The 20,069-nt window shown below is 70.4% G+C and carries 23 protein-coding genes; 7 read left to right on the plus strand and 16 right to left on the minus strand.

The features are described from left to right. The coding region (locus FFK22_RS36280) for a GlxA family transcriptional regulator (protein WP_143956920.1) at positions 1-828 on the plus strand (828 nt) is incomplete at its 5' end. A gap of 20 nt (positions 829-848) precedes the next feature. Here FFK22_RS36280 and FFK22_RS36285 read toward each other — a convergent pair. From FFK22_RS36285 to FFK22_RS36315, 7 genes are all read right to left on the minus strand, one after another. Then, positions 849-1,679, minus strand: coding sequence for a hypothetical protein (locus FFK22_RS36285; RefSeq protein WP_221939119.1), 831 nt, complete (start codon positions 1,677-1,679; stop codon positions 849-851). 100 nt (positions 1,680-1,779) lie between these two features. Beyond that, positions 1,780-2,397, minus strand: coding sequence for an NUDIX hydrolase (locus FFK22_RS36290; protein ID WP_221939120.1), 618 nt, complete (start codon positions 2,395-2,397; stop codon positions 1,780-1,782). Continuing rightward, the gene (locus FFK22_RS36295; RefSeq protein WP_138887796.1) at positions 2,384-3,085 is read right to left on the minus strand and encodes a Crp/Fnr family transcriptional regulator; all 702 of its coding nucleotides are present in this window, start codon (positions 3,083-3,085) and stop codon (positions 2,384-2,386) included. The genes FFK22_RS36290 and FFK22_RS36295 overlap by 14 nt, the downstream gene beginning before the upstream one ends. A 72-nt stretch (positions 3,086-3,157) precedes the next feature. Continuing rightward, a complete protein-coding gene (locus FFK22_RS36300; protein ID WP_186002853.1) occupies positions 3,158-4,303 on the minus strand; it encodes an acyltransferase in 1,146 nt (381 codons plus the stop codon). 84 nt (positions 4,304-4,387) lie between these two features. Beyond that, positions 4,388-4,885, minus strand: coding sequence for an isoprenylcysteine carboxyl methyltransferase family protein (locus FFK22_RS36305; protein WP_138887794.1), 498 nt, complete (start codon positions 4,883-4,885; stop codon positions 4,388-4,390). Further along, a complete protein-coding gene (locus FFK22_RS36310) occupies positions 4,885-5,916 on the minus strand; it encodes a type III polyketide synthase (protein ID WP_138887793.1) in 1,032 nt (343 codons plus the stop codon). Before FFK22_RS36310 ends, FFK22_RS36305 begins: the two co-directional genes overlap by 1 nt. A 98-nt stretch (positions 5,917-6,014) precedes the next feature. Further along, a complete protein-coding gene (locus FFK22_RS36315) occupies positions 6,015-7,208 on the minus strand; it encodes an MFS transporter (RefSeq protein ID WP_186002854.1) in 1,194 nt (397 codons plus the stop codon). A gap of 46 nt (positions 7,209-7,254) precedes the next feature. Between FFK22_RS36315 and FFK22_RS36320 the strand changes: the two genes are divergently transcribed. Further along, the gene (locus tag FFK22_RS36320) at positions 7,255-7,752 is read left to right on the plus strand and encodes an Lrp/AsnC family transcriptional regulator (RefSeq protein WP_138887791.1); all 498 of its coding nucleotides are present in this window, start codon (positions 7,255-7,257) and stop codon (positions 7,750-7,752) included. Here FFK22_RS36320 and FFK22_RS36325 read toward each other — a convergent pair. Then, entirely contained in the window at positions 7,749-8,144 is a 396-nt protein-coding gene (locus FFK22_RS36325; protein WP_138887790.1) for a helix-turn-helix domain-containing protein, read from the minus strand. The genes FFK22_RS36320 and FFK22_RS36325 overlap by 4 nt on opposite strands. A 98-nt stretch (positions 8,145-8,242) precedes the next feature. Between FFK22_RS36325 and FFK22_RS36330 the strand changes: the two genes are divergently transcribed. The 3 genes from FFK22_RS36330 to FFK22_RS36340 all read left to right on the plus strand — a co-directional run bounded on the left by FFK22_RS36330 (position 8,243) and on the right by FFK22_RS36340 (position 10,360). Then, positions 8,243-9,223 carry a zinc-binding dehydrogenase gene (locus FFK22_RS36330; protein ID WP_138887789.1) on the plus strand — a complete coding sequence of 327 codons (981 nt, stop codon included), beginning with the start codon at positions 8,243-8,245 and terminating at the stop codon, positions 9,221-9,223. A gap of 82 nt (positions 9,224-9,305) precedes the next feature. Next, positions 9,306-9,800, plus strand: coding sequence for a helix-turn-helix domain-containing protein (locus tag FFK22_RS36335; RefSeq protein ID WP_138887788.1), 495 nt, complete (start codon positions 9,306-9,308; stop codon positions 9,798-9,800). 89 nt (positions 9,801-9,889) lie between these two features. After that, positions 9,890-10,360 carry an SRPBCC family protein gene (locus FFK22_RS36340; protein WP_138887787.1) on the plus strand — a complete coding sequence of 157 codons (471 nt, stop codon included), beginning with the start codon at positions 9,890-9,892 and terminating at the stop codon, positions 10,358-10,360. A 20-nt stretch (positions 10,361-10,380) separates the two neighbouring features. On the opposite strand, the gene FFK22_RS36345 is transcribed toward FFK22_RS36340, so the two are convergent. From FFK22_RS36345 to FFK22_RS36370, 6 genes are all read right to left on the minus strand, one after another. Continuing rightward, the gene (locus tag FFK22_RS36345) at positions 10,381-11,118 is read right to left on the minus strand and encodes a GNAT family N-acetyltransferase (protein WP_138887786.1); all 738 of its coding nucleotides are present in this window, start codon (positions 11,116-11,118) and stop codon (positions 10,381-10,383) included. A gap of 65 nt (positions 11,119-11,183) precedes the next feature. Continuing rightward, complete coding sequence (locus FFK22_RS36350; RefSeq protein ID WP_186002855.1) at positions 11,184-12,449, minus strand: ABC transporter substrate-binding protein; 1,266 nt, start codon at positions 12,447-12,449, stop codon at positions 11,184-11,186. Between the two features lie 33 nt (positions 12,450-12,482). After that, entirely contained in the window at positions 12,483-13,313 is an 831-nt protein-coding gene (locus tag FFK22_RS36355) for a carbohydrate ABC transporter permease (protein WP_138887785.1), read from the minus strand. Further along, the gene (locus FFK22_RS36360) at positions 13,310-14,236 is read right to left on the minus strand and encodes a carbohydrate ABC transporter permease (RefSeq protein WP_138887784.1); all 927 of its coding nucleotides are present in this window, start codon (positions 14,234-14,236) and stop codon (positions 13,310-13,312) included. The genes FFK22_RS36355 and FFK22_RS36360 overlap by 4 nt, the downstream gene beginning before the upstream one ends. Beyond that, positions 14,229-15,383 carry an ABC transporter ATP-binding protein gene (locus FFK22_RS36365; RefSeq protein ID WP_138887783.1) on the minus strand — a complete coding sequence of 385 codons (1,155 nt, stop codon included), beginning with the start codon at positions 15,381-15,383 and terminating at the stop codon, positions 14,229-14,231. Before FFK22_RS36365 ends, FFK22_RS36360 begins: the two co-directional genes overlap by 8 nt. Next, complete coding sequence (locus FFK22_RS36370; protein ID WP_138887782.1) at positions 15,380-16,207, minus strand: metallophosphoesterase; 828 nt, start codon at positions 16,205-16,207, stop codon at positions 15,380-15,382. Before FFK22_RS36370 ends, FFK22_RS36365 begins: the two co-directional genes overlap by 4 nt. 316 nt (positions 16,208-16,523) lie before the next feature. Here FFK22_RS36370 and FFK22_RS36375 point away from each other — a divergent pair, with 316 nt between their 5' ends. Together FFK22_RS36375 and FFK22_RS36380 are read left to right on the plus strand one after the other, a co-directional pair. After that, positions 16,524-18,668, plus strand: a complete 2,145-nt coding sequence (locus tag FFK22_RS36375) for an FUSC family protein (RefSeq protein WP_138887781.1) — start codon at positions 16,524-16,526, stop codon at positions 18,666-18,668. Between the two features lie 61 nt (positions 18,669-18,729). Then, on the plus strand, positions 18,730-19,098 hold the full coding sequence (locus tag FFK22_RS36380) for a GFA family protein (RefSeq protein ID WP_138887780.1): 369 nt from the start codon (positions 18,730-18,732) through the stop codon (positions 19,096-19,098). On the opposite strand, the gene FFK22_RS36385 is transcribed toward FFK22_RS36380, so the two are convergent. Continuing rightward, complete coding sequence (locus FFK22_RS36385; protein WP_138887779.1) at positions 19,099-19,482, minus strand: ankyrin repeat domain-containing protein; 384 nt, start codon at positions 19,480-19,482, stop codon at positions 19,099-19,101. It lies immediately after the preceding gene. 24 nt (positions 19,483-19,506) lie between these two features. Then, the coding region (locus tag FFK22_RS36390; protein ID WP_221939121.1) for a hypothetical protein at positions 19,507-20,069 on the minus strand (563 nt) is incomplete at its 5' end.

Consider the following 20,069-nt stretch of genomic DNA (forward strand, 5'->3'; position numbering starts at 1 on the left):
AACGACGGCGTGCTGATGGCGCAGGGCGCAATCGGGCCGGACGATTCCTTCACCATGGTGGTCGTGGTCGCCGGGCTGGATCCGCAGGACGGCCGCGACGACCGCATCCTGGCCTGGCTGCGGCGGATGGCGCGGCGCGGGTCACGACTCGGCGCGGTCTCGACCGGGACCTATCACCTGGCCTGGGCCGGCCTGCTCGACGGCTATCGCTGCACCATCCATTGGGAGAATCTCAGCGCCTTCACCGAGACCTTCCCGCGGCTCGACGTCACCGGGCGGCTGTTCGAGATCGACCGCGACCGCTTCACCTCGGCCGGGGGCACGGCGTCGCTGGACATGACCCACTACCTGATCGCCCAGGCCCATGGCGTCGAACTGGCCAACCAGGTGGCGGAGCAGTTCCTGCATGCCCGCCCACGCCAGGGCCACGCGCCGCAGCGGATGGAGCTGCGCGAGCGGCTGGGCGTCAGCCATCCCAAGCTCTTGGCCGCGATCGCCGAGATCGAGGCCAATCTGGCGGAGCCGCTGCCGCGGGCGGCGCTGGCGCGGGCCGCCGGTCTGTCGACCCGGCAGCTCGAGCGGCTGTTCCGGATCTATCTGAACTGCACGCCGTCGCAGTATTATCTCGAGGCGCGGCTGAAGCACGCCCAGATCCTGCTGGCGCAGACCTCGATGCCGATCCTGGAGGTGGCGGTGGCCTGCGGCTTCGCCTCGGCCTCGCATTTCGCCAAATGCTACCGCTCGCTGTTCAGCCACTCGCCGCGGGCGGAACGAGCGCCGCGCCCGGTCGGCCCGATGCAGGTCATGGGCCAGCGCCGGGCGTGGTAGCCGGATGGCGGTGCGTCCCGCTATGGCAGTTGTACCCGTGCGGCGGTGACGCGGTTCTCGCCCTTCTCCTTGTCGCGCACCACGCCCCAGATCACGCCCTGCTGCGTGCGGTCCCAGGCGACGCCCTGGCCGGCGATGTCGAGCGGCGCGATGCCGACCCAGCGCAGCACCGAGCCCGCCTCCGGCAGCGCCAGGGCATAGACCTCCGGGTCGTCATGGCCGGTGATCCAGAGCTGCCCGTCCGGTCCCCAGGAGGCGCCGGAGTTGCTCATGTCGCCGAACTTCTCCAGCAGCTCGGGCGGCAGCACCCAGGCCTCGGCGACGCGCCAATCGGCGTCGAAGCGGACGATCTGGGTGTTGTACTTGTTGCCATAGGCGAGCGGGCTGCGGTCGAACACCCGGTTGTAGTTGGCGAAGCCGCCCCACCAGGCCCCGTCGTGGTAGTCGACCCAGGTCAGCGAGCCCCGATCGATGCCGAAGCTGTGCGTGCCGACATGCTTCAGCGTCGCCGCGTCCCAGATCTCGACCGAGCTGGTCATCGGCCATTCCGGATAGTTGGAATGGGCGGTGTAGAGCTTGCCGTCGACCACCACGCCGCTGTCGAGATGGATGACCGGCCCGCCCTTGGCTTCGGTCCAGGCGGCGATCCGGGCGCCGGTCTTCTTGTCGTAGCGGGCGATCGCCCGGCTGTCGATCGCGTAGAAGGAGTCGGCATCCACCGCCACCGCCTGCCGGGCCTCCGGCACAGGGAACGAGGCGACGGCCTCGACCGGATACGGCTTCGGCTCGTCGGCCCAGGCCGGGGCCGACAGCAGGCCGACGGCAAGAAGCAGGGCTGGAACAGCGGTCATGCGGATCATCGATCGTCCTCGCATCTTCGGAGGGCGCGACCCTAGGGCCGGGATCGTGACAGGACGATGATGCTTCCTTGATGCTTCGGTTGCCGGCGAGTCATCCGGCCCGCTGCAGGATCTCCGCCAGGCCCGAAGGCAGGGTGCCGCTCAGCAGCATCACCTGCAGCCGCAGCAGGGCGCCGACGGTCAGCGAATCGGTGATCCGGCCGTCCGCGGCCATGGCGAAGGCCTCCGCCAGCGGCACCGTGCGCAGGGCCAGGTCCTCCGTCTCCTCCGGCTCGGCCTCGCCCTGGGTCAGGCCCCAGGCGACGAACAGATGCGCGATCTCGGTCGAGACGCTGTTCGACAGGTGCATGGTCAGGAGGTCGTGCCAATGCGCTGCCTCCAGCCCGGTCTCCTCACGCAGCTCGCGCTGGGCCGACAGCACCGGCGGCAACTGCGGATCGCCGCCGCCCTCCGGGATCTCCCAGCTGTAGAGGCTTGGGGCGTAGCGGTACTGCCCGACCAGGGTGACCCGGCCGCGGTCGTCGATCGGCACCACCCCGATCGCCAGGTTCTTGTAGGTGATCACGCCGTAGATCCCGGGCGTGCCCGCCGGGGTCAGCACGTCGTGCTCGTCGACCTTGATCCAGGGGTTCTCGTAGACCGGCTTGACCTTCAGCGTGGTCCAGCGATTCAGGCCCCCACCGCTGCCGGCGCCGTCACCATTCGCCACGGACTTCCTCCACCAGCCGCTCCAGCCGGCTCAGATCGGCGACCTGCAGGTGATCGGCGGCGCGGATGACGATGCCCGATTTGGCGAGGTCGCTCAGCACCCGCGCCACGGTCTCGCGCGTGGTGCTGACCCGGCTGGCGATGTCGGAATGCACCGGGATCGGCCGGATCGTCGCGCTGCCGTCCGGTTGCGCCCCGTGCGTCGCCAGGCGCAGCAGCTCGGCATGCACCCGGTTGTTGGCGCCGACCGTGCTCAGATCCATGATCCGCTCATTGGCCCGGCGGAGCACGCCGACCAGATGCACCATGATCGCCAGCGCCAGGGCCGGGTGCTCGGTCACGGCGGTGCGGAAGACGGCGGTGGGCAGGGCTGCGACGGTCGCCTCGGTCAGCGCCATGACGTTGGCCGAGCGCGGCTCCCGGTCCAGCGCCGAAAGCTCGCCGAAGCAGGCCCCCGCCGCCAGGTCGTCGAAGGTGATCTCGCGGCCGGAGGCGGAATAGATCACCACCCGGACCTTGCCTTCGACCAGGAAGTAGACGTGGTCGGGATCGTCGTTGCGGTCGATGATCTGCTCATGCGGCGCGAAGCGCTGCCAGCGGCATTGCTTCTGCAGCTCGGCGCGCAGGGCGGCCGGGGCGACCGCGAGGAGATCGATCCCGTCGAGGGGGCGGGCGTCGTTGGCAGGCACGGAGGTGTCTCGTTCGTGAGGCGCGCCAGGATAAGGCCGGCGGGCCGCGCCCGCCAGAGCCGATCTGCAGCCTCAGCCCGGCCGCTGGAAAGCGGGGCGCAGCGGGCGCGGCGCGCCGATCCGTCGCAACCAGCCGCGGGCCGGAACTTCGACCCGGCGATGGAGCAGGATGGAGAGCGGCAGCAGCACCGCGACCATCAGGGCAATGATGCCCAGTGACTGCAGGACGGAGAAGCCAGCATCCTCGATCTCATGGCCGGTGGCCAGGCGCCAGCCCAGATGCACGCTGTCGAGCAGCAGGATCTGCGCTAGGTAGACGGCGTAGGAGATCTCGCCGAGGAAGATCATCGGTCGGGTGCCGAGGGCCCGGCCCACTCGTGCCGTGTTCTGCGCCAGGCAGAGGATCAGCAGGCCGAACAGCGGCATCACGAAGACGCCGCGCATGTTCAGGTGCATGGCCAGGACGATACCGGCCGTTGCGGTCAGCGCCGCGATGTCGGTCGCCATCCAGCCCGGGGCGCCGTCCTGCCAGACGCGATAGAGGACCATGCCGCCGGTGAAGCCGAGGAAGCAGCGCGGCACGCCCCAGTCACTGGTCAGGTCGAGGTCGTGCTGCGGCCCGCCGGACAGCAGGGCAAAGCCAGCCAGGGTCGCTGCGTAGAGCAGCAGCAGCCCGGACGGGCGCAGCCGGGCGACGAGGGGCACCAGCAGCGGGAAGGCGAGGCCGACGATCCATTCGGCGCTGATCGACCAGGACGGCCCGTTCCAGGTGATGGTGTCGTAGACGCCCGCCGCGTTCAGCAGCAGCAGGCTGCCCGGCAGGGTGGCGAGGGTGTGGCTGCCGCCGAAGGCGTCGAGGCCGGAGCGATCGACCGCCAGCTTGACCAGCTCCAGCAGCACGAAGCCGCCCAGGAGGACGAGATGCAGCGGGTACAGCCGCGCCAGCCGGGCCCGCAGGAACGGGCCCAGCGTCGCCTTGGACGGCCCATCGGCGAAGCTGCGGCCGTAGACATGCATCAGGATGAAGCCGCTCAGCACAAAGAACAGGTCGACGAAGAGGTAGCTCTTGCCGACGAAGAAGGTCGTGTCGGTCAGATGCAGATTCGGGAAAGACCCGACCGAATAGTGGAACAGCACGACGCAGAGCGCGGCGATGCCACGCAGCGCGGTAAGGGCGGGAAAGTATTGCTGATGGCTGCGGAGGGATGCCTCGGCCATGGCTCCGGAATGCTGTTGTCGATGGCGCCTGACGAACCGAACCATCGGGCCGGCGGAACGTTCCGCCGGCTGCGTCGTCCCGCCTCAGCCCCGTTCGGCCAGAGCCCGTTCCTCGACCCCGATGCGATGGCGCAGCAGCAGGGCGTTGGCGAGCGAGAAGGCGATCGCGATCCACCAGGCGCCGAAGGCCAGGGGCAGCACCGCGATCTCCGCCGTCACGATCAGGTAGTTGGGGTGCCGCACCCAGCGATAGGGGCCGCGGCGCACCAGCGGCGCGCCGGGCAGGCTGAGCACCCGCGTGGTCCAATATGGTCCCAGCGCCGCCACCACCCAGACCCGCGCGGCCTGCAACAGCAGGAACAGGGCGATCAGCGGCCAGGACGGGATTCGGTCGGTCGGGATCAGCAGGAACACCGCCAGCAGCCAGGCGCCGTGCAGCAGGATGAACAGCGGATAGTGGCCGGCGCCGCTCTCGACCGCACCGCGGTCGCGCAGACGCGCCTCGTTGCGGCGGGCATAGACCAGCTCGCCCAGACGCTGCGCCGCCACCAGCAGCGCCAGCCCTTGTGCCCAGCCCAGCATCAGCCGCAGTCCAGCACGGCGAAGCCGGCGCAGAAGCCGGGGCCCAGCGCACTCAGCAGCCAGCGCCCGGCCATCTGCCGACGCTTTTCCGCCAGCACGAACAGCACCGTCACCGCCGACATGTTGCCATAGCGGCGCAGCACCGCCCGTTCGGCCGCCATCGCGGTGTCCGGCAGGTCGAAGGCGTCGCGCAAGGCCTCGACCACCTTGGTGCCGCCCGGGTGGAACACGAAGCCGGAGAGGTCGCCGAGGCCGAGCCCGTGCCGGGCCAGGAAGGCCTCCGCCGCCGGCCGCAGGTCGCGGCGCACCAGGGTGGGGATGTCGCGCGAGAAGATCACGCCGAGCCCGTCGGCCTCGACCGACCAGCCCATCACGTCCAGCGTGCCGGGCCAGCGGTGCTCGCCGGTCGGGCCCAGGGCCGGCACCCCGTCCTCCGGCCGGATCAGCGCCGCGGCGGCGCCGTCGCCGAACAGCGCGGTGGCCACGACGTTGCTCTTGGTCAGGTCGCCGCGGCGGAAGGTCGGGCCGCACAGCTCCACCACCAGCAGCAGCACGGTGCCGTTGAGCGCGCGCGACAACGCCGTGGCGCGGGCCAGGCCCAGCACGCCGCCGGCGCAGCCCAGGCCGAACACCGGCAGCCGCGCCGTGTCCGGCCGGAACGGCAGCCGCTCCATCAGCCGCGCGTCGAGGCTGGGCGTGGCGATGCCGGTCGAGCAGATGGTGACGATGGCGTCGACCTCGTCGGCACCGATGCCGGCCTCGTCCAGGCAGCGTCGGGCCGAATCCTCGAGCAGGTCGAGCGCGGTGTCCATGAACACGGCGCTGCGGTCGTGCCAGTCGTGCGGAGCGAAATACCAGTCCAGCGGCACGGCGGAACGGCGAGTGTCTATGCCGGCGGAGTCATAGATCGGCGCCATGCGCTCGAACAGGTCCGGCCGCGCCGCGAAGACGCGCCGGGCGCCCTCACGCGCTTCGTCCTGGGTGATCACATGTCGGGGAACGGCCGTTGCCAGCCCCGCGAGTCTCGGCATCCTGTACCTCCGCGGGGCCATCCCGCTCAGGGAGGACCAGAACTGGTCCTTCCAGTCTGTTCGGGAAAGAGGCCGCTGCGTTGCGTGCGTAACGCAGGTCAGGATGCCGCAGGGCCGGTGATCCGCCGCGGTCGCAGCGCCGTGGCGGCGATCAGGGCGGCGGTGACGCACGCAATGGCTGCGCCCGTCGCCAGCGGCGGGAAGCCGGCGGCGGCGTAGCCGATCCCGGCAAGGCCGGTGCCGATCAGGGTACCGAGATAGGTGACGGCGCTGTTCAGCCCCAGCACGGCGCCGCGCGCCTCGGGCTTCACCTGGGACAGCAGCAGCACCAGGATGTTCAGCCCGAAATGGTTGGCGAAGCCCCACAGCCCGGTCAGCGTCGCGATCGCGACGAAGCTGTGCGTCGCCGGCAGCATCAGCGCGTAGATCACCGCCACCGCCAGCAGCACCAGCGGGAACAGCCGGCGCGGCCCCAGCCGATCGACCAGCCCGTCGCCCAGGCTGGCGGCGCCGAAGCCAACGCCATAGGTCAGCACGATCAGCCCGGCCTGGCCGGCGGTGAGGCCGAGCTCGGCCCGGACTTGGTCGCCGATGAAGGCGTAGACGCCGTAGAAGGCGGCCATGAAGCCGAGGCAGATCGCCAGCAGCGCCGGTACGCCGGGATAGGCAAGGGGGGCGACCAGGGCTACGAATCCTGGCCTGGCACCCCGGTCGCGTGATGGCGGCGCCGGCAGCCGGGCGATGCCGGCCAGGGCCAGCCCGGCCAGCCCGGCCAGCACCAGGAAGACGGCGCGCCAGCCCAGCGTCTCGGCGACCAGGGCGGCGGCCGGCACTCCGGCGACCATGGAGATCGACCAGCCGGTCAGCACCCGGCCCAGCACCCGCGATTCCCGGCCCGGCGGCGCGATGGTCGTTGCCAGGGTGTAGATCGAGGGCAGGATCACCCCGGCGCCGAGCCCGGCCAGCGCCTGGGCCGCGGCCAGCATCAGCCAATGCATCGCGAGGGCGGAAAGCAAAGTCGCCGCCGCCAGCCCGACCATGCCGCCGAGCAGCGCCCGGCGCGGACCGATGCGGTCGATCTGCGGCGCCAGCAGGAAAGCCGACAGCGCGGTCGCCCCGCCATAGGCGGCAATGGCGCGCGACACGGCCACCGGCGTCGCCGCCATCGCCGCGGCGACGTCGCCCAGGATCGGGCTCAGCACCAGCGAGTTCGAACCGACCACGGCGATGCCGGCGGTCAGGATCGCGGTCTGCAGCGAGACAGCGCTCTGATATTGATGACGTTCGGGCATGAGGCAATAATCGCCGAACCTGGTTCGGTCCTGAAGGGCGATTCTCATGATCATCGAAAATACGAAAGCGGTTCGGCGCCGGCCCGCCGAGGCCCCCTCCGTCGACGCCGTCGACCGAAAGCTGTTAGGGCTGGTCGCGACCGATGCGACGCTGAGCTACGCCGAACTCGGCCGGGCGCTGAACCTGTCGCCGCCGGCGGTGCATGAGCGGGTGAAGCGGCTGAAGCGCGACGGGGTGATCAAGGCCACGGTCGCGGCGCTGGACGGGCGCAAGCTGGGCAAGCCGATCCTCGCCTTCATCCATGTCAACACGACCGGCTGGGGCAAGAGCCAGGAGATGCTCGATCTGGCGCAACTGCCCGATGTGGAGGAGATCCACACCGTCACCGGCGACACCTGCGTCATGCTGAAGGTGCGGACCCAGGACGCCCAGGCGCTGGAGGACCTGCTGCGGGTGATCTACGACATCCCCGGCGTCCAGGGCACGCGCAGCTACATCGTTCTCAGCTCGCATCTGGAGCGTGGGGCGTTGCCGGCGGATTAGGCTGCGGGCGCCGCGTCCATGGTTTGCGCAGGCCGCAGGCGGCATTCCGCCAAGCGGTCCAACTCGACCAGCGCGGCGGCGTGGCGCTGGCCCCAGTCGCACAGGGCGCGCAGCACCGGCTCCAGGCTCAACCCCAGCGCCGTGGCCGAATAATCCACCCGTGGCGGCACCTGGCGGAAGATCTCGCGGTGCACCAGGCCGTGCTCCTCCATCTCACGCAGCTGCTGGATCAGCATCTTCTGGCTGATCTCGGGCAATGACCGCTTAAGCTGCGACAGCCGCCGGGGGCCGTCGAACAGGTGATAGAGGATGACCGCCTTCCAGCGGCCGCCGACCACCTTGAAGGCGCGCTCCACCGGCAACACCGGCAGCCGCTTGATCGCCTCCGCCATGGTCACCTTCTGGTCAGTATGGAACGAAAGGGTTTGTAGAGCCGCCAGCCGGCATACTGGCAAATGGCACCTCACGCTGTCCAACGCCAGGTGAGGCCATGAAAGCCGTTCAATTCAGCCGCTTCGGCGGCCCCGAGGTGCTCGAGACGGTCGAGCGACCGACCCCGCAACCCGGTCCCGGCGAGGTGCTGGTCCGGATGCGGGCTGCCGGGGTGAATTATTTCGAGACCCTCATGCGCCGGAATCTCTATGCGGTGACGCCCGAGCTGCCGATGGCCCCGGGCGTCGAGATGGCGGGGGAGGTCGAGGCGGTCGGGCAGGGCGTCGATGCCGCGTTGCGCGGTGCGCGAGTGGCCGTGCCGATGTTTGCCATCGGCCGCCCCGCCGGCGGCTATGCCGAATATCTCGCCGTCGACGCCGCTTCCGTCGTGAAGCTGCCCGAAGGCCTGTCCTTCGAGCACGCCGTGGTGCTGCTGGTGCAGGGTCTGACGGCGCTGCACCTGGTGCGACGCAGCCCGCCACACGGCCGGACCGTGCTGGTCACGGCCGCGGCCGGCGGCGTCGGGTCGCTGCTATTGCAGATGGCCCGGCGCGCCGGTGCAGCGCGGGTGATCGCGGTCGCCGGTGGGCGAGAGAAGCTGGATGTCGCCTGCAGCCTCGGGGCGGATCTCGGTGTCGATTACGATGAACCGGGTTGGGCCGCCCTGGTCCGCGATGCCACCGGCGAGATCGGGGTCGACATCGTCTACGACACGGTCGGCGGTGCCGCGACCAAAGCCTGCCTCGAGGCCCTGGCGCCGGCTGGCGAGCTGGTGTTCGGCGCTCTCGGCCGGTTCGAGCTCGACGCTGCCGAGTTGGAGGGGATGATCCTCCGGAACCAGTCCCTGAAGGGCTTCGCCCTGCTGCCGCTGCTGACGCCCGAAGGCCTGCGGGCCGACCTGGCGGAGCTGTTCGCCCTGGCTGAGGCCGGCGCGCTGACTGCCACGGTGGGTGGGCGCTATGGCCTGGACCAGGCCGCCGAGGCGCATCGGGCTCTGGAGGATCGTAGGAGCACCGGCAAGGTCGTGCTGGTGCCATAGGCGGGGGCGATTTCAGATTACAACCGGTTGCAGTCTGCCCAATCCGATTGCATATTGCAATCGGAGATGGAGCAACCGCGACATGACAAGCGAACCCCGATCCGGCTGTCCGATCAATCTTACCCTCGAGGCCCTGGGCGACCGCTGGAGCCTGCTGGTGATCCGCGACATCATGTTCGGCGACCGGCGGCATTTCCGTGAGCTGCTGACCCAGTCGGACGAGGGCATCGCCTCCAACATCCTGGCCGACCGGCTGAAGCGGCTGACCGAGGCCGGGTTCCTGACCCGCACCGGCGACGAGAGCCACAAGCAGAAGGCGATCTACAGCCTGACCGAGAAGGCGATCCAGCTGGTGCCCCTGCTGGCCCATATGGGCGCCTGGGGCCGCCGCCACACGCCGGCCACTCCCGACCTGTCGATCCGCGCTCAACTGCTGGAGGAGGGCGGGCCGGCGCTGTGGGACGAGTTCATGGACGACCTCCGCAGCGCCCATCTCGGCCAGCCGCGCCGGCGCCCCGGCCCGACGGTCGTCGAACGGCTGCGCGAGGCCTTCCTGGCGGTCCGCGCCGCCGGCTGACCCCGGTCGGATAATTTTTCGGGGCCGTGTCGGAACTCCGGGCGGGGGACCGTCCTTGGGGCATCAAAGGTTCAAACCAGGAGCCCCCTGTGAGCGCCACCCCCACCTCCGACCGCGAGCTCGTCCTGACCCGCCTGATCGACGCGCCGCGCGAAAAGCTGTTCCGCGCCTGGACCGAGCCCGAGCTGATGAAGCAGTGGTTCACGCCGCGGCCCTGGACCACCCCGGTGATCGAGGTCGATCTGCGGCCGGGCGGATCCAACCTGATCGTGATGCGCGGCCCGGACGGCACCGAGTTCCCCAACCGCGGCGTCTATCTCGAGATCGTCAAGAACGAGCGCCTTGTTTTCACCGACGCCTACACCAACGCCTGGGAGCCATCGGAGAAGCCGTTCTTCACCGGCATCATCACCTTCGAGGACGAGGGCGGAAAGACCCGCTACACGGCCCGCGCCCTGCACTGGACCGTGGCCGACCGCGAGGCGCATGAGAAGATGGGCTTCCACGAGGGCTGGGGCATCTGCGCCGACCAGCTGGCGGAGCTCGCCGCCAGGATCTGAAGCGAGGAACGGCCGGCGGATCAGCCGGCCGTGTCCTTGCTGCGGTAGTGATAGCGGTACAGCTCGGTCCGGAAGCCGAGCGACGCGTAGAGCGCCAGGGCCGGCGCATTGTCGGCCACCACCTGCAGGCAGGCGCCGCCGGCGCCCTGGGTCAGGGCCCAATCCATCAGATGGCCCACCGTCCGCGCCCCGTAGCCGCGCTGGCGATGGTCGGGATGGGTAACCACGGATTCGACCACCAGCAACCGGTCGTGCACGACGCCGTAGGCCGTCGCCACCACTTGGCCGTCGATCCGGCAGGCGGCGAAGGTCTTCGGCAGCACGATGCTATCGACCATCAAGCCGAAGATCGGGTCGGTCGGAGCCGATCGCAGTGCGAGCCACTCCTCGTCCGGCTGGTCCGACATCTCGATATGGACGCAGTCCCGCGGCCGATGGTCGGCCAGGTCCGCCAGCAGCGTGGTGGTCTCGCCCGCGGCGGCATAGCCAGCGCGCTGCAGCGGCGCGTCCATGCCTGCAGCGATCGAAGGCACCCGGAACCGGGACGGCTGGCCGAGGCCGCGATAGATCCCTTCCGTCGTGGCGATGATGCCACCCGGGTCGCGCGGGCCGCCGCGCAGCGGATTGACCGAGTTGGTCCGGCGCGTGGCGCCGCCGGAGGCGCGCAGCAGCCAACCGCACAGCAGCACCTGCCGAGGCGACGGCCAGGCGTTCTGGCAGGCTTCCTCGACTCTCCAGGCGATATCGTCGGCGGACATGGCACTGATCCCGAAAACGGAGAGGGCCGGACGGCTGCCCGGCCCTCTCCCTATGTAGCGACGATTCAGTGCCGCGGCAGCAGCTTCTGCACCTCGTCGGCGGCGTCGGCCAGGGCCTCCTCCGGCGTCGCGCTCTGCTCGACCACGCGGGACAGGTTGTCGACGATGGTCTGGGTCACCTTGACGCCGTTGCTGCCGGGGAAGGCGTACCAGGGCCGCATCTTCGGCATCTGCTCCAGCCCGGCGCGGAACAGCGGGTTCTTGGCGTAGAAGTCGCCGAGATATTCGGGCGACTTGGCCGCCAGCTCGTTGTTCGGGACATAGCCGGTGCCGGGCACCACCACCGAGGCGCCGTAGGGCCCGGCGGCGAATTTGATGAAGTCCCAGGCCGCCTGCTGCTTGGCCGGGTCTCGGGTCAGCATCACCGCGGCATTGCCGCCGGTCGGCAGCTGGCCCTTGACCGGGTCCAGCAGCGGGATCGGCGCGGTGCGCAGCTCGAACTTGTCGCCGACATTCTTGATGGTGTTGCGCAGCGCGCCGGTGGTCTGGAATTCGAGGCCAACTTTGCCGGCGACGAAGGCCTGCTCGCCGGCCGACTTGGTGAAGACCGGCATGCCGCCCTCGGTCACCATGCGCTGGACCAGGGTGAAGGCGGCCAGGCCTTCCTGGCCGTCGAAGGCGACCTTCTTCTCGTCGGCCGACAGGATCTCGCCGCCGGCGCCGAACAGGAGGGCGCTGAACATCCAGTCGTCGCCCTGCCAGCGGAAGTCGATGCCGTCGACGCCGTCGCCCAGCGCCTTGATCTTGGCGCCCAGCGCCAGCACCTCGTCCCAGGTCTTCGGCGGGTTGTCCGGGTTGCCGCCGGCCTTCCGCACCAGGTCGGCATTGAGATACATGATCGGGTTCGAGGTGGCGAAGGCCAGGCCCGCCTGCTGCCCGCCGAACTGCGCCAGCCCCAGGATGTGGTCGCTGAAGCCCTGCTCGGCCATGTGGCCGTCGGTCTCGACGAAGGGCTTGAGGTCGACCGAGATGCCGCGCTCCGCCACCACCCGCAGCCGGTTCAGGCCGATGAAGGTGATGTCCGGCATCTCCGCCGTGCCGGCTTGGCGCAGGATCAGCTGCAGCCCGTCCTCATAGGTCGGCGAGGGGCTGGCGAAGACGATCTTCACGTCCGGATGCTCGGCCATGAACTTCTGCGAGATCGTGTCCATCACGTCCTTGAAGAAGCCCGGCATCGGGTAGTGGACGGTCAGGGTCGTCTCGGCCTGGGCTGCGCCGGCCAGGCTCGCTGCCAGCGCGATGCCCGCCAGCGCGGTTCGGATCAGTTTCACGGATTGCCCCTCTCTGGAAGAAACGCGACCGGGTCAGCCCTTCAGCCCGGTCAGGGTGATGCCTTCGATGAAGCGGCGCTGGGCGGCCAGGAAGGCGGCGACCAGCGGCAGGGTGACGATCACTGTCGCCGCCATCAGAGCGCCGTAGTCGTCGCCGGCCTCGGCGGCACGGAAGAACAGAAGGCCCAGCGGCGGCGTCGCCATGCGGGTGTCGCTGACCACGATCAGTGGCCAGAACAGATCGTTCCAATGGGCGACGACCGAGAAGATCGCGAAGGCGGTGATCGCTGGCCAGGCGTTCGGCACGATGACGCGCCAGACGATCGCCAGCTCCGACATCCCGTCCAGCCGCGCCGCGGCGATCAAATCGTCCGGCATCGCCCGGAAGAACTGCAGGAACAGGAAGATGCCGAACACCGAGATGGTGAAGGGCGCCACCAGGGCGACATAGCTGTTCAGCGTGCCGGTGGCCGACAGCGCCACATAGATCGGCAGCGCGATGGCGTGGATCGGCACCAGTAGGCCCAGCATGATCATCGTCACCATGGCCTGCGATCCGCGGAAGCGCAGCTTGGCCATGGCATAGGCGCAGGGCACGGCCACGACCACCTGCAGCACCAGGATCAGGCCGCAGACGATGACGCCGTTCAGCAGGATCTGCGCCATCGGCACCCGGGTCAGCGCCTTGGTGAAGTTCTCGACCAGCGCCCAGCGGTGCGGCAGCAGCGACAGCGAGGAGGAGAAGATCTCGTCCTGTGGCTTCAGCGAGACCGACAGCATCCACAGATAGGGCGCGACGAAGACCAGCGCGCCGAGCGACAGCAGGGCCAGGCGGACGACCCGAAGGGGAGGCCAGGCGGTCATGCGTAATGCACCCGGCGGTCGAGCACCCGGTACTGCAGCAGCATCAGCACCACCAGCACGGCCAGGAACACCACCGTCATCGCCGAAGCGTAGCCGACCCGGAGATAGACGAAGCCCTCCTGGTAGATGGTCCACAGCAGGACCTCCGACGCCTTGTTCGGGCCGCCCTGGGTCAGGGTGCCGACGGTCTCGAACACCTTCACCGCGTTGACCACGCTGATGGTGATGACGAACAGCGTGGTCGGCCCCAGCATCGGCCAGGTGACCAGCCGGAACCGCTCCCAGGCGCCAGCGGCGCCGTCGATCTCGGCGGCGGCGTAGAGCTCGCGCGGGATCGCGGTCAGCCCGGCCAGGAACAGCACCATGTTGAAGCCGACCGACTGCCACACGCCGATCAGCGCCAGGCTCAGCAGCACGGTCTTGCTGTCGCCCAGCCAGTTCGGGCCGGGGAGGCCGACCAGCCGCAGCATCTCGTTCACCGGGCCGATGCTGGGGTGCAGCAGGTACTGCCAGACCGTGGCCATGGCGACGAGCAGCGAGGCGACGGGCAGGAAGTAGATGGTTCGGAACAGCGCCTTGCCGCGCGTCTCCGCCTCGATCAGCAGGGCGACGCCCAGCCCCAGCAGCACCGAGGCCGGGGTGACGATCGCGGTGTAGACCGCGGTGTTCTTCAGCGAGATCAGGAAGGTGCGGTCGCCCAGCAGCTCGGCATAGTTGTCGAGGCCGATGAATGTGATGCCGTCATAGCCCAGCTCGTAATCGGTCAGGCTGAAGCCCAGCACCGCCAGGGTTGGGGCCAGGATCAGCACCGCCAGCAGCAGCACCGCCGGGGCGGACAGGCGCCAGGCGGCCAGGCCCTCCGCCCGCGCCGCGGCCCGGGCGACCCGGCGGGCGGTGCCGTCATCGAAGGCCAGCTCAGCCATGGGCGGCGATCCGCAGCGTCGCGGTTGCCACCGGCACGCGGCCGCCCTCGGGGCCGAAGACCAGGATGTCGGCTGCGTCGACCGCCAGGGTCGCCGCGGCGCCCGGCGCCAGCCCGGCCGCCAGGGCCGGGGCGGTCTTGGCGACCAGCTCCGCCCCGTCGGCCAGGGTCAGGAACACCAGCAGCTCGGAGCCCAGGAACTCGAGCCGGCGCACGGTCGCCGCCAGGCCGGGCTGGCCCGGCATCAGGAAGCGCGGCGCCTCCGGCCGCACGCCCAGCGTCACCGCGGTGCCGGGCGCGGCCTCGACGCCGTCGACCAGGACCCGGCCGCCGATGCGGGCGGCGCGTGTGTCATCCAGCACCGCTTGCAGCAGGTTGATGCGCGGGCTGCCGATGAACTGCGCCACCTCGACATGTGCCGGGTCGGCATAGATCTTCGCCGGACTGTCCAGCTGCAGCAGCCTTCCGCCCATCATCACCGCAACCCGGTCGGCCATGCTCAGCGCCTCGGACTGGTCATGGGTGACATAGAGCGTGGTGACGCCGGCGCGGCGATGCAGCTCGACGATCTCGCCGCGGGTGTGGACCCGGAGGTTGGCGTCCAGGTTCGACAGCGGCTCGTCCATCAGGAAGGCGGCGGGCCGGCGCACCAGGGCGCGGGCCAGGGCCACGCGCTGGCGCTGGCCGCCCGACATCTGGCCCGGCTTGCGGTCGAGCAGGTGGTCGATCCGCAGGCTGGCCGCGGTGTCGCGGACCTGGGTCTGGATCTCCGCCCGCAGAGCCCGCTGGCCGGGCATCAGGTTGCCGATGAAGGGCAGGCGCTGGGCGGTCGACAGCCGCCGCATCGCCAATGGCACGGCGATGTTCTGGCCGGCGGTCAGGTGCGGGTACAGGGCGTAGGACTGGAACACCATGGCGATGTCGCGCGCCGCCGGCCGCAGCGCGGTGATGTCGCGGTCGCCCAGCTGCACCGTTCCGGTGTCGGCATGCTCCAGCCCGGCGGCGATGCGCAGCAGGGTGGTCTTGCCGCAGCCGGACGGGCCGACCAGGGCGATGAACTCGCCCGGCGCGGCCTCGATGGTGACGTCCTGCAGGATGCGGTTGCCGCCGAAGGCCTTGCTGACACGGCGCAGCGCCAGCCCGGTCACGAGGCGGCCTCGACCGGTTGGTGGCGCGGATAGACCTCGTGGATCACGTCGTCGATCACCAAGGGCTGCAGCTCCGGCAGCTCCACGATCTCGCTCGACACCGTCTCATCCAGCGTGTGGATCACGGCGCCGAGGATACGGTCGCCCGGCATGTCGCGCTCCATCGGCCCGACGACGAAGCCGGAGGACGGGCCCCAGACATAGCGCGTGCCGAGATGGGCGCCGGTCCAGGCGCGGTGCAGATGGCCGCTGGCGACCAGGGCCACGCCGTACCTCTCGAACAGCTCCAGCAGCCGGCGGCGCGGCGCCGGGCGGATGCTCCAGTAGCCGGTGTCGCCCTCATCCGGCCGGTCGACGAAGATCGGTTTGTGGGTGAAGACCACGACGCCGCGGCCCTCGCTGGCCTCCAGCACGTCCTCGAGCCAGGCGAATTGCGCCGACTCCTCCGCGTCGCCGCTGCCGATGATCTGGCTGTTCAGCCCGATCAGGCGCCAGCCGGGCTGGTCGTGCACCCAGCGGTCCGGCCCGACGATGCGGCGCCAGCGCTCCAGCCGCTCCTGGTTCGCCGGTTGGCGGGTCCCGGGCAGGTCGCCGACATCGTGGTTGCCGGGCACCGTCAGCACCGGGAAGGGCAGGGTGCGCAACAGCGCGGCGCAATGCTCCAGATCGGCCTCGACATCCGCCCCGTCGACGCTGAGGTCGCCGGTGTGGACCACCAGGTCCGGCCGCGCGGCCTGCAGCCACTCCGCCAGCGGCGCCCAGTTCGGCGCGAAATGGCTCTTGCCGGGGCTGAGATGCGTATCGCTGATCTGGATCACCCGCACTGTCGGCTCCTTTGCTGCTGCCGATCACGCCGCATGTCATCGCAAAGCACCCGCGCGTGGGGCGGCCCGACGAGCGGCGGCAATCGGATGTGTCGAAAATGCGAGCTTCGGTGCTGCGGCCGGTATCCGGTTCCACTGCGTCTCGCGGCGCGCGGATGATAGGGAGCGGGGATGACGGATCTGTTGCGTGCGCATGAAGAATCGATGTCTGCCGGGGCCGGATCGATGGTCGACGCCGTGAAGCATCGACGGGCATCATGGCCCGGGGACGAATCGATGAAGGCGGGTGGATGATCGTTCGAGGATGGCGGGCGGCATGGCGGTGACGGGGGCGGCACCCCGCCGGCGATCACCGCTGCTGATGGCGCTGGTGCAATGGAACCGCGCCACCATTCCCTGGCCGGTGGCACTGCGCAACGCGCTGGCCGTGGCGCTGCCCGTGATCCTCGGCCTGCTGTCCGGCCAGACCGATGTCGGCCTCGCCGTGGCCGGCGGCGCGCTCAACGTCGTCACCTCGGATGCCCCGGGGCCGCATGCGCTGCGCCTGCGCCGCATGCTGCTGATCTCGCTCGGCGCCGGCCTCGCGGCGCTGGCCGGCTTCTCGCTCGGCACCCATTGGCTGCCCTTCCTGCCGGTGCTCGCCGTCTCCGCCTTCCTGCTGGCCATGCTGGTGGCACTCGGCCCGGTGGCGATGCAGGGCGGCACCGCGATCCTGATCGTGCTGGTGGTGACCGCCGGCACCGCCGGCCACGGCTTCGACCCCTGGGCCGCGTCCGGTCTGTTCTTCGCCGGCGGCCTGCTGGCGACGCTGTTCTCCGTCGCCGCCTGGCCGCTGCGGATCTACCAGCCGGAACGCGACGCGCTGGCCTCGGTCTATCGCATGCTGTCGGAGATCGCGCGGGCGATGCCGGAGGACACGGAGTTCATGCCGCTCGCCGATTCCCTGGGCGAGGCGCAGCAGCTTCTGGGCCGCAGCAACGCCGCCAGGATTCGCGGGGTCGAGGCGTTCCGGGTGCTGCTGGGCCTGGCCGAGCGCATCCGGCTCGAGCTGCTGGCCCTGTCCGACCTGCGCGGGCAGGTCGACGATCCGGCGCTGCCGGCGGTGATGCGCCAGGCGGCGGTGGTGCTGCGCGGCCTCGGCATGGCGCTGCGCCAGGGCCGGCCGATGAAGGGCGGGGCGGCGCTGAACGGCTTCGAAGCCGCGCTGGCCGGCCTGCGGGAAGCCCGCCATGCGGCGCATGACCCGCTACTGCGCTCCCGCCTGCATCTGGCGGAGGCGCGGGCGATCGGCCTGGCCGGCGCGCTGCGTGCCGCGATCCGCAACTCGGCCGAGGCCGGCGCCCGTGGCGACCTGCGGGCGGCGGAGCGTGACGCCCTGCAGCCGGCGGCGCTGCGCCCCGGCGCGCCGCTGGCGACGCTGCGCGCCAACCTGTCTCTGTCCTCCGCGGCCTTCCGCCACGCGCTGCGCCTGACCGTCTGCGTCGTCGCGGCGGAGGCGCTGGGGCGCGCCATCGGCCTGCCGCAGTTCTACTGGATCGCCATGACCGTGGTGATCGTGCTGAAGCCGGATTTCGGCGGCACTGTCAGCTTCGGCCTGCTGCGCATGTTCGGCACCCTGGCCGGGCTGCTGGTGGCCACCGCCGTCATCTATCTGGTGGCCGACCATCCGTTGGCCCAGGCGCTGCTGATCGCGCCGCTCTATTTCGGCTTCCGCTACCTGGTGCCGGTGCATTACGGCCTGGCGGTGTCGCTGCTGACCGCCGTGGTGGTGCTGCTGCTGGGCCTGGCGGGGCAGCCGGCGGGGCACACGCTGCTGGACCGCGGCGTCGCCACCGTGCTGGCCAGCCTGCTGGCGCTGGCCGCCTATCTGCTGTGGCCGACCTGGGAGCGGGGGCGGGAGCGGCCGGTCATCGCCGCCATGCTCGACGCCTATGCCGCCTATCTGGCGGCGCTGCTCGGTACCGATGCGAGGGTCCAGGCCGAGGCCCGCACGGCCGCCCGCGCCGCCCGGGTCAACGCCCAGGCCTCGGTCGAGCGGCTGCGGGTCGAGCCGGCCGATGCCGGCCAGCCGGCGCGGGCCGAGTCGGTTTTCGCCAACGCCAACCGCATCCTGCGTGCCGGCATGGCGCTGGAGAGCGCGCTGCACGACCACAGCCCGGCGGCGCTGGCGAAGCATGCCGTGATCGGGGCCTTCGGCCACACCCTCACGGCCGCCCTGGGCGAGCTGGCCTCCGCCTTGCGCGAGCACCGGGCTCCGGTGATTCCGTCGGACCTGGCGGCACGGCACCGGACGTTGGCCGAACTGCTCGACCCGACGCGCCAGCCCGAGCCGGATCGGCCGGTGATCTTGGCCCTGCTCGAGGCGACGGACCGCATGGTCGACGCGGTGGCCGCGCTGACCGATGTCATCGGCGCGGGGGCTGTCATGCCGCCGCCCGAGGCTCGTCCGGCGGTGGCGTAGTCCACCCGATCTCGGCCACACTCACGCGCCGGGACTCACCGGCTCGAGAGGGGGAAACGCCATGACGGTCAAGGGACGCTGCCACTGCGGCGCCACGCAGTTCGAGGTGCCGGTGGCGCCGGAGAGCGTGACGCGCTGCACCTGCTCCTTCTGTTCCAAGCGCGGCGCGCTGTGGCGCTACTATCCTGCCGCCGACTTCAAGCTGACGACGGCGCGCGACCGGGTGTCGACCTATCAGTGGGGCAGCTACACCATCCATCACCATCACTGCGCCATCTGCGGCTGCACCACCTATACCGAGACGCCGGACTTCAGCACCGGCCAGCCGGATTTCGGCAACCCCAAGGTCAGCATCAACGCCCGTCTGCTCGACGATTTCGACCTGGATTCGGTGCCGGTCCAGGTGATCGACGGTAAGAACCTCTGGTAGTCACCGGCGGCGGGCCGGGCCGCCGCCCTCCAGCAGCCGGATCAGGCGCCGGTTCTGGCGGGCGCGAGCCGTATCCAGCGGCGTGCCCCCGAAATGGTTCCGCCGCTGCGGATCGGCGCCGCGGTCCAGCAGCAGCTTTGCGGCCTCGATCCGGTTCTGCATCACGGCTTCATGCAGCGGGGTGTTGCCGAGCTCGCCCGACGCATTCGCATCGGCGCCGCCGTTCAGCAGCGCGGTGATCTCGTCGGTCCGGCCGCGGATCGCCGCGACATGGATCGGGGCATCGCCGAAGATCCCGGCCTGGTTCACGTCGGACAGGTCGATGCCGACAAAATCGGGCAGATCCTCGTCCTTGTAGCGCTTCAGCACATCGTCGGCGTTCATCAGGGCATTCTCACAACAGGGGCGTCAGGCCGCGTCGCGCCGCAGCGCCGCGGTCTCGACCACGGCGGCGATGGCGTCGAGCAGCGCGGTATCGTCGCCGGCCATGGCCTCCATCGAGGCCATGCGGGCGATCGCCGTGGCGGCCACAGTCTCCTCCACCGTGGCCTCGGCATAGGCGTAGTAGATCACCGCGCGCTCGCCGTCGCGGTGGCAGCGCCCCTCGATCTGCTGCAGCTGGATGGCGCTGTGGCGCATGTCGTGCACCACCAGCGAGCGGTCGCGCTCGCCGCCCGGCAGCTCGCCGCGATGCAGCGAGATCGATTCCGTCACCGTGAACAACACGGCGTCCAGCCGGCCGGTCTGGAAGGCGATGCGGGTGGCCTCGTTGGCCTCGCCCGACTGCGTGCCGTTGATCTCGCCGACCGACCAGCCGCGGCTGCGCAGTGTCTCGACCAGCAAGGCGCTGGTTTCCAGGAAGGCGACGGAGACCGCAACCTGCTGCCCGTTCGCCAGCAGATCCTCGCAGAAATCCGCGGTGCCGGCGATGCGCAGCAGGCTGGCCTTCTGGCGGAAGCGCAGATCGGCGG

Origin of the sequence: Mycobacterium sp. KBS0706, assembly GCF_005938675.2 — a bacterium.
Lineage (GTDB): Bacteria > Pseudomonadota > Alphaproteobacteria > DSM-16000 > Inquilinaceae > Inquilinus.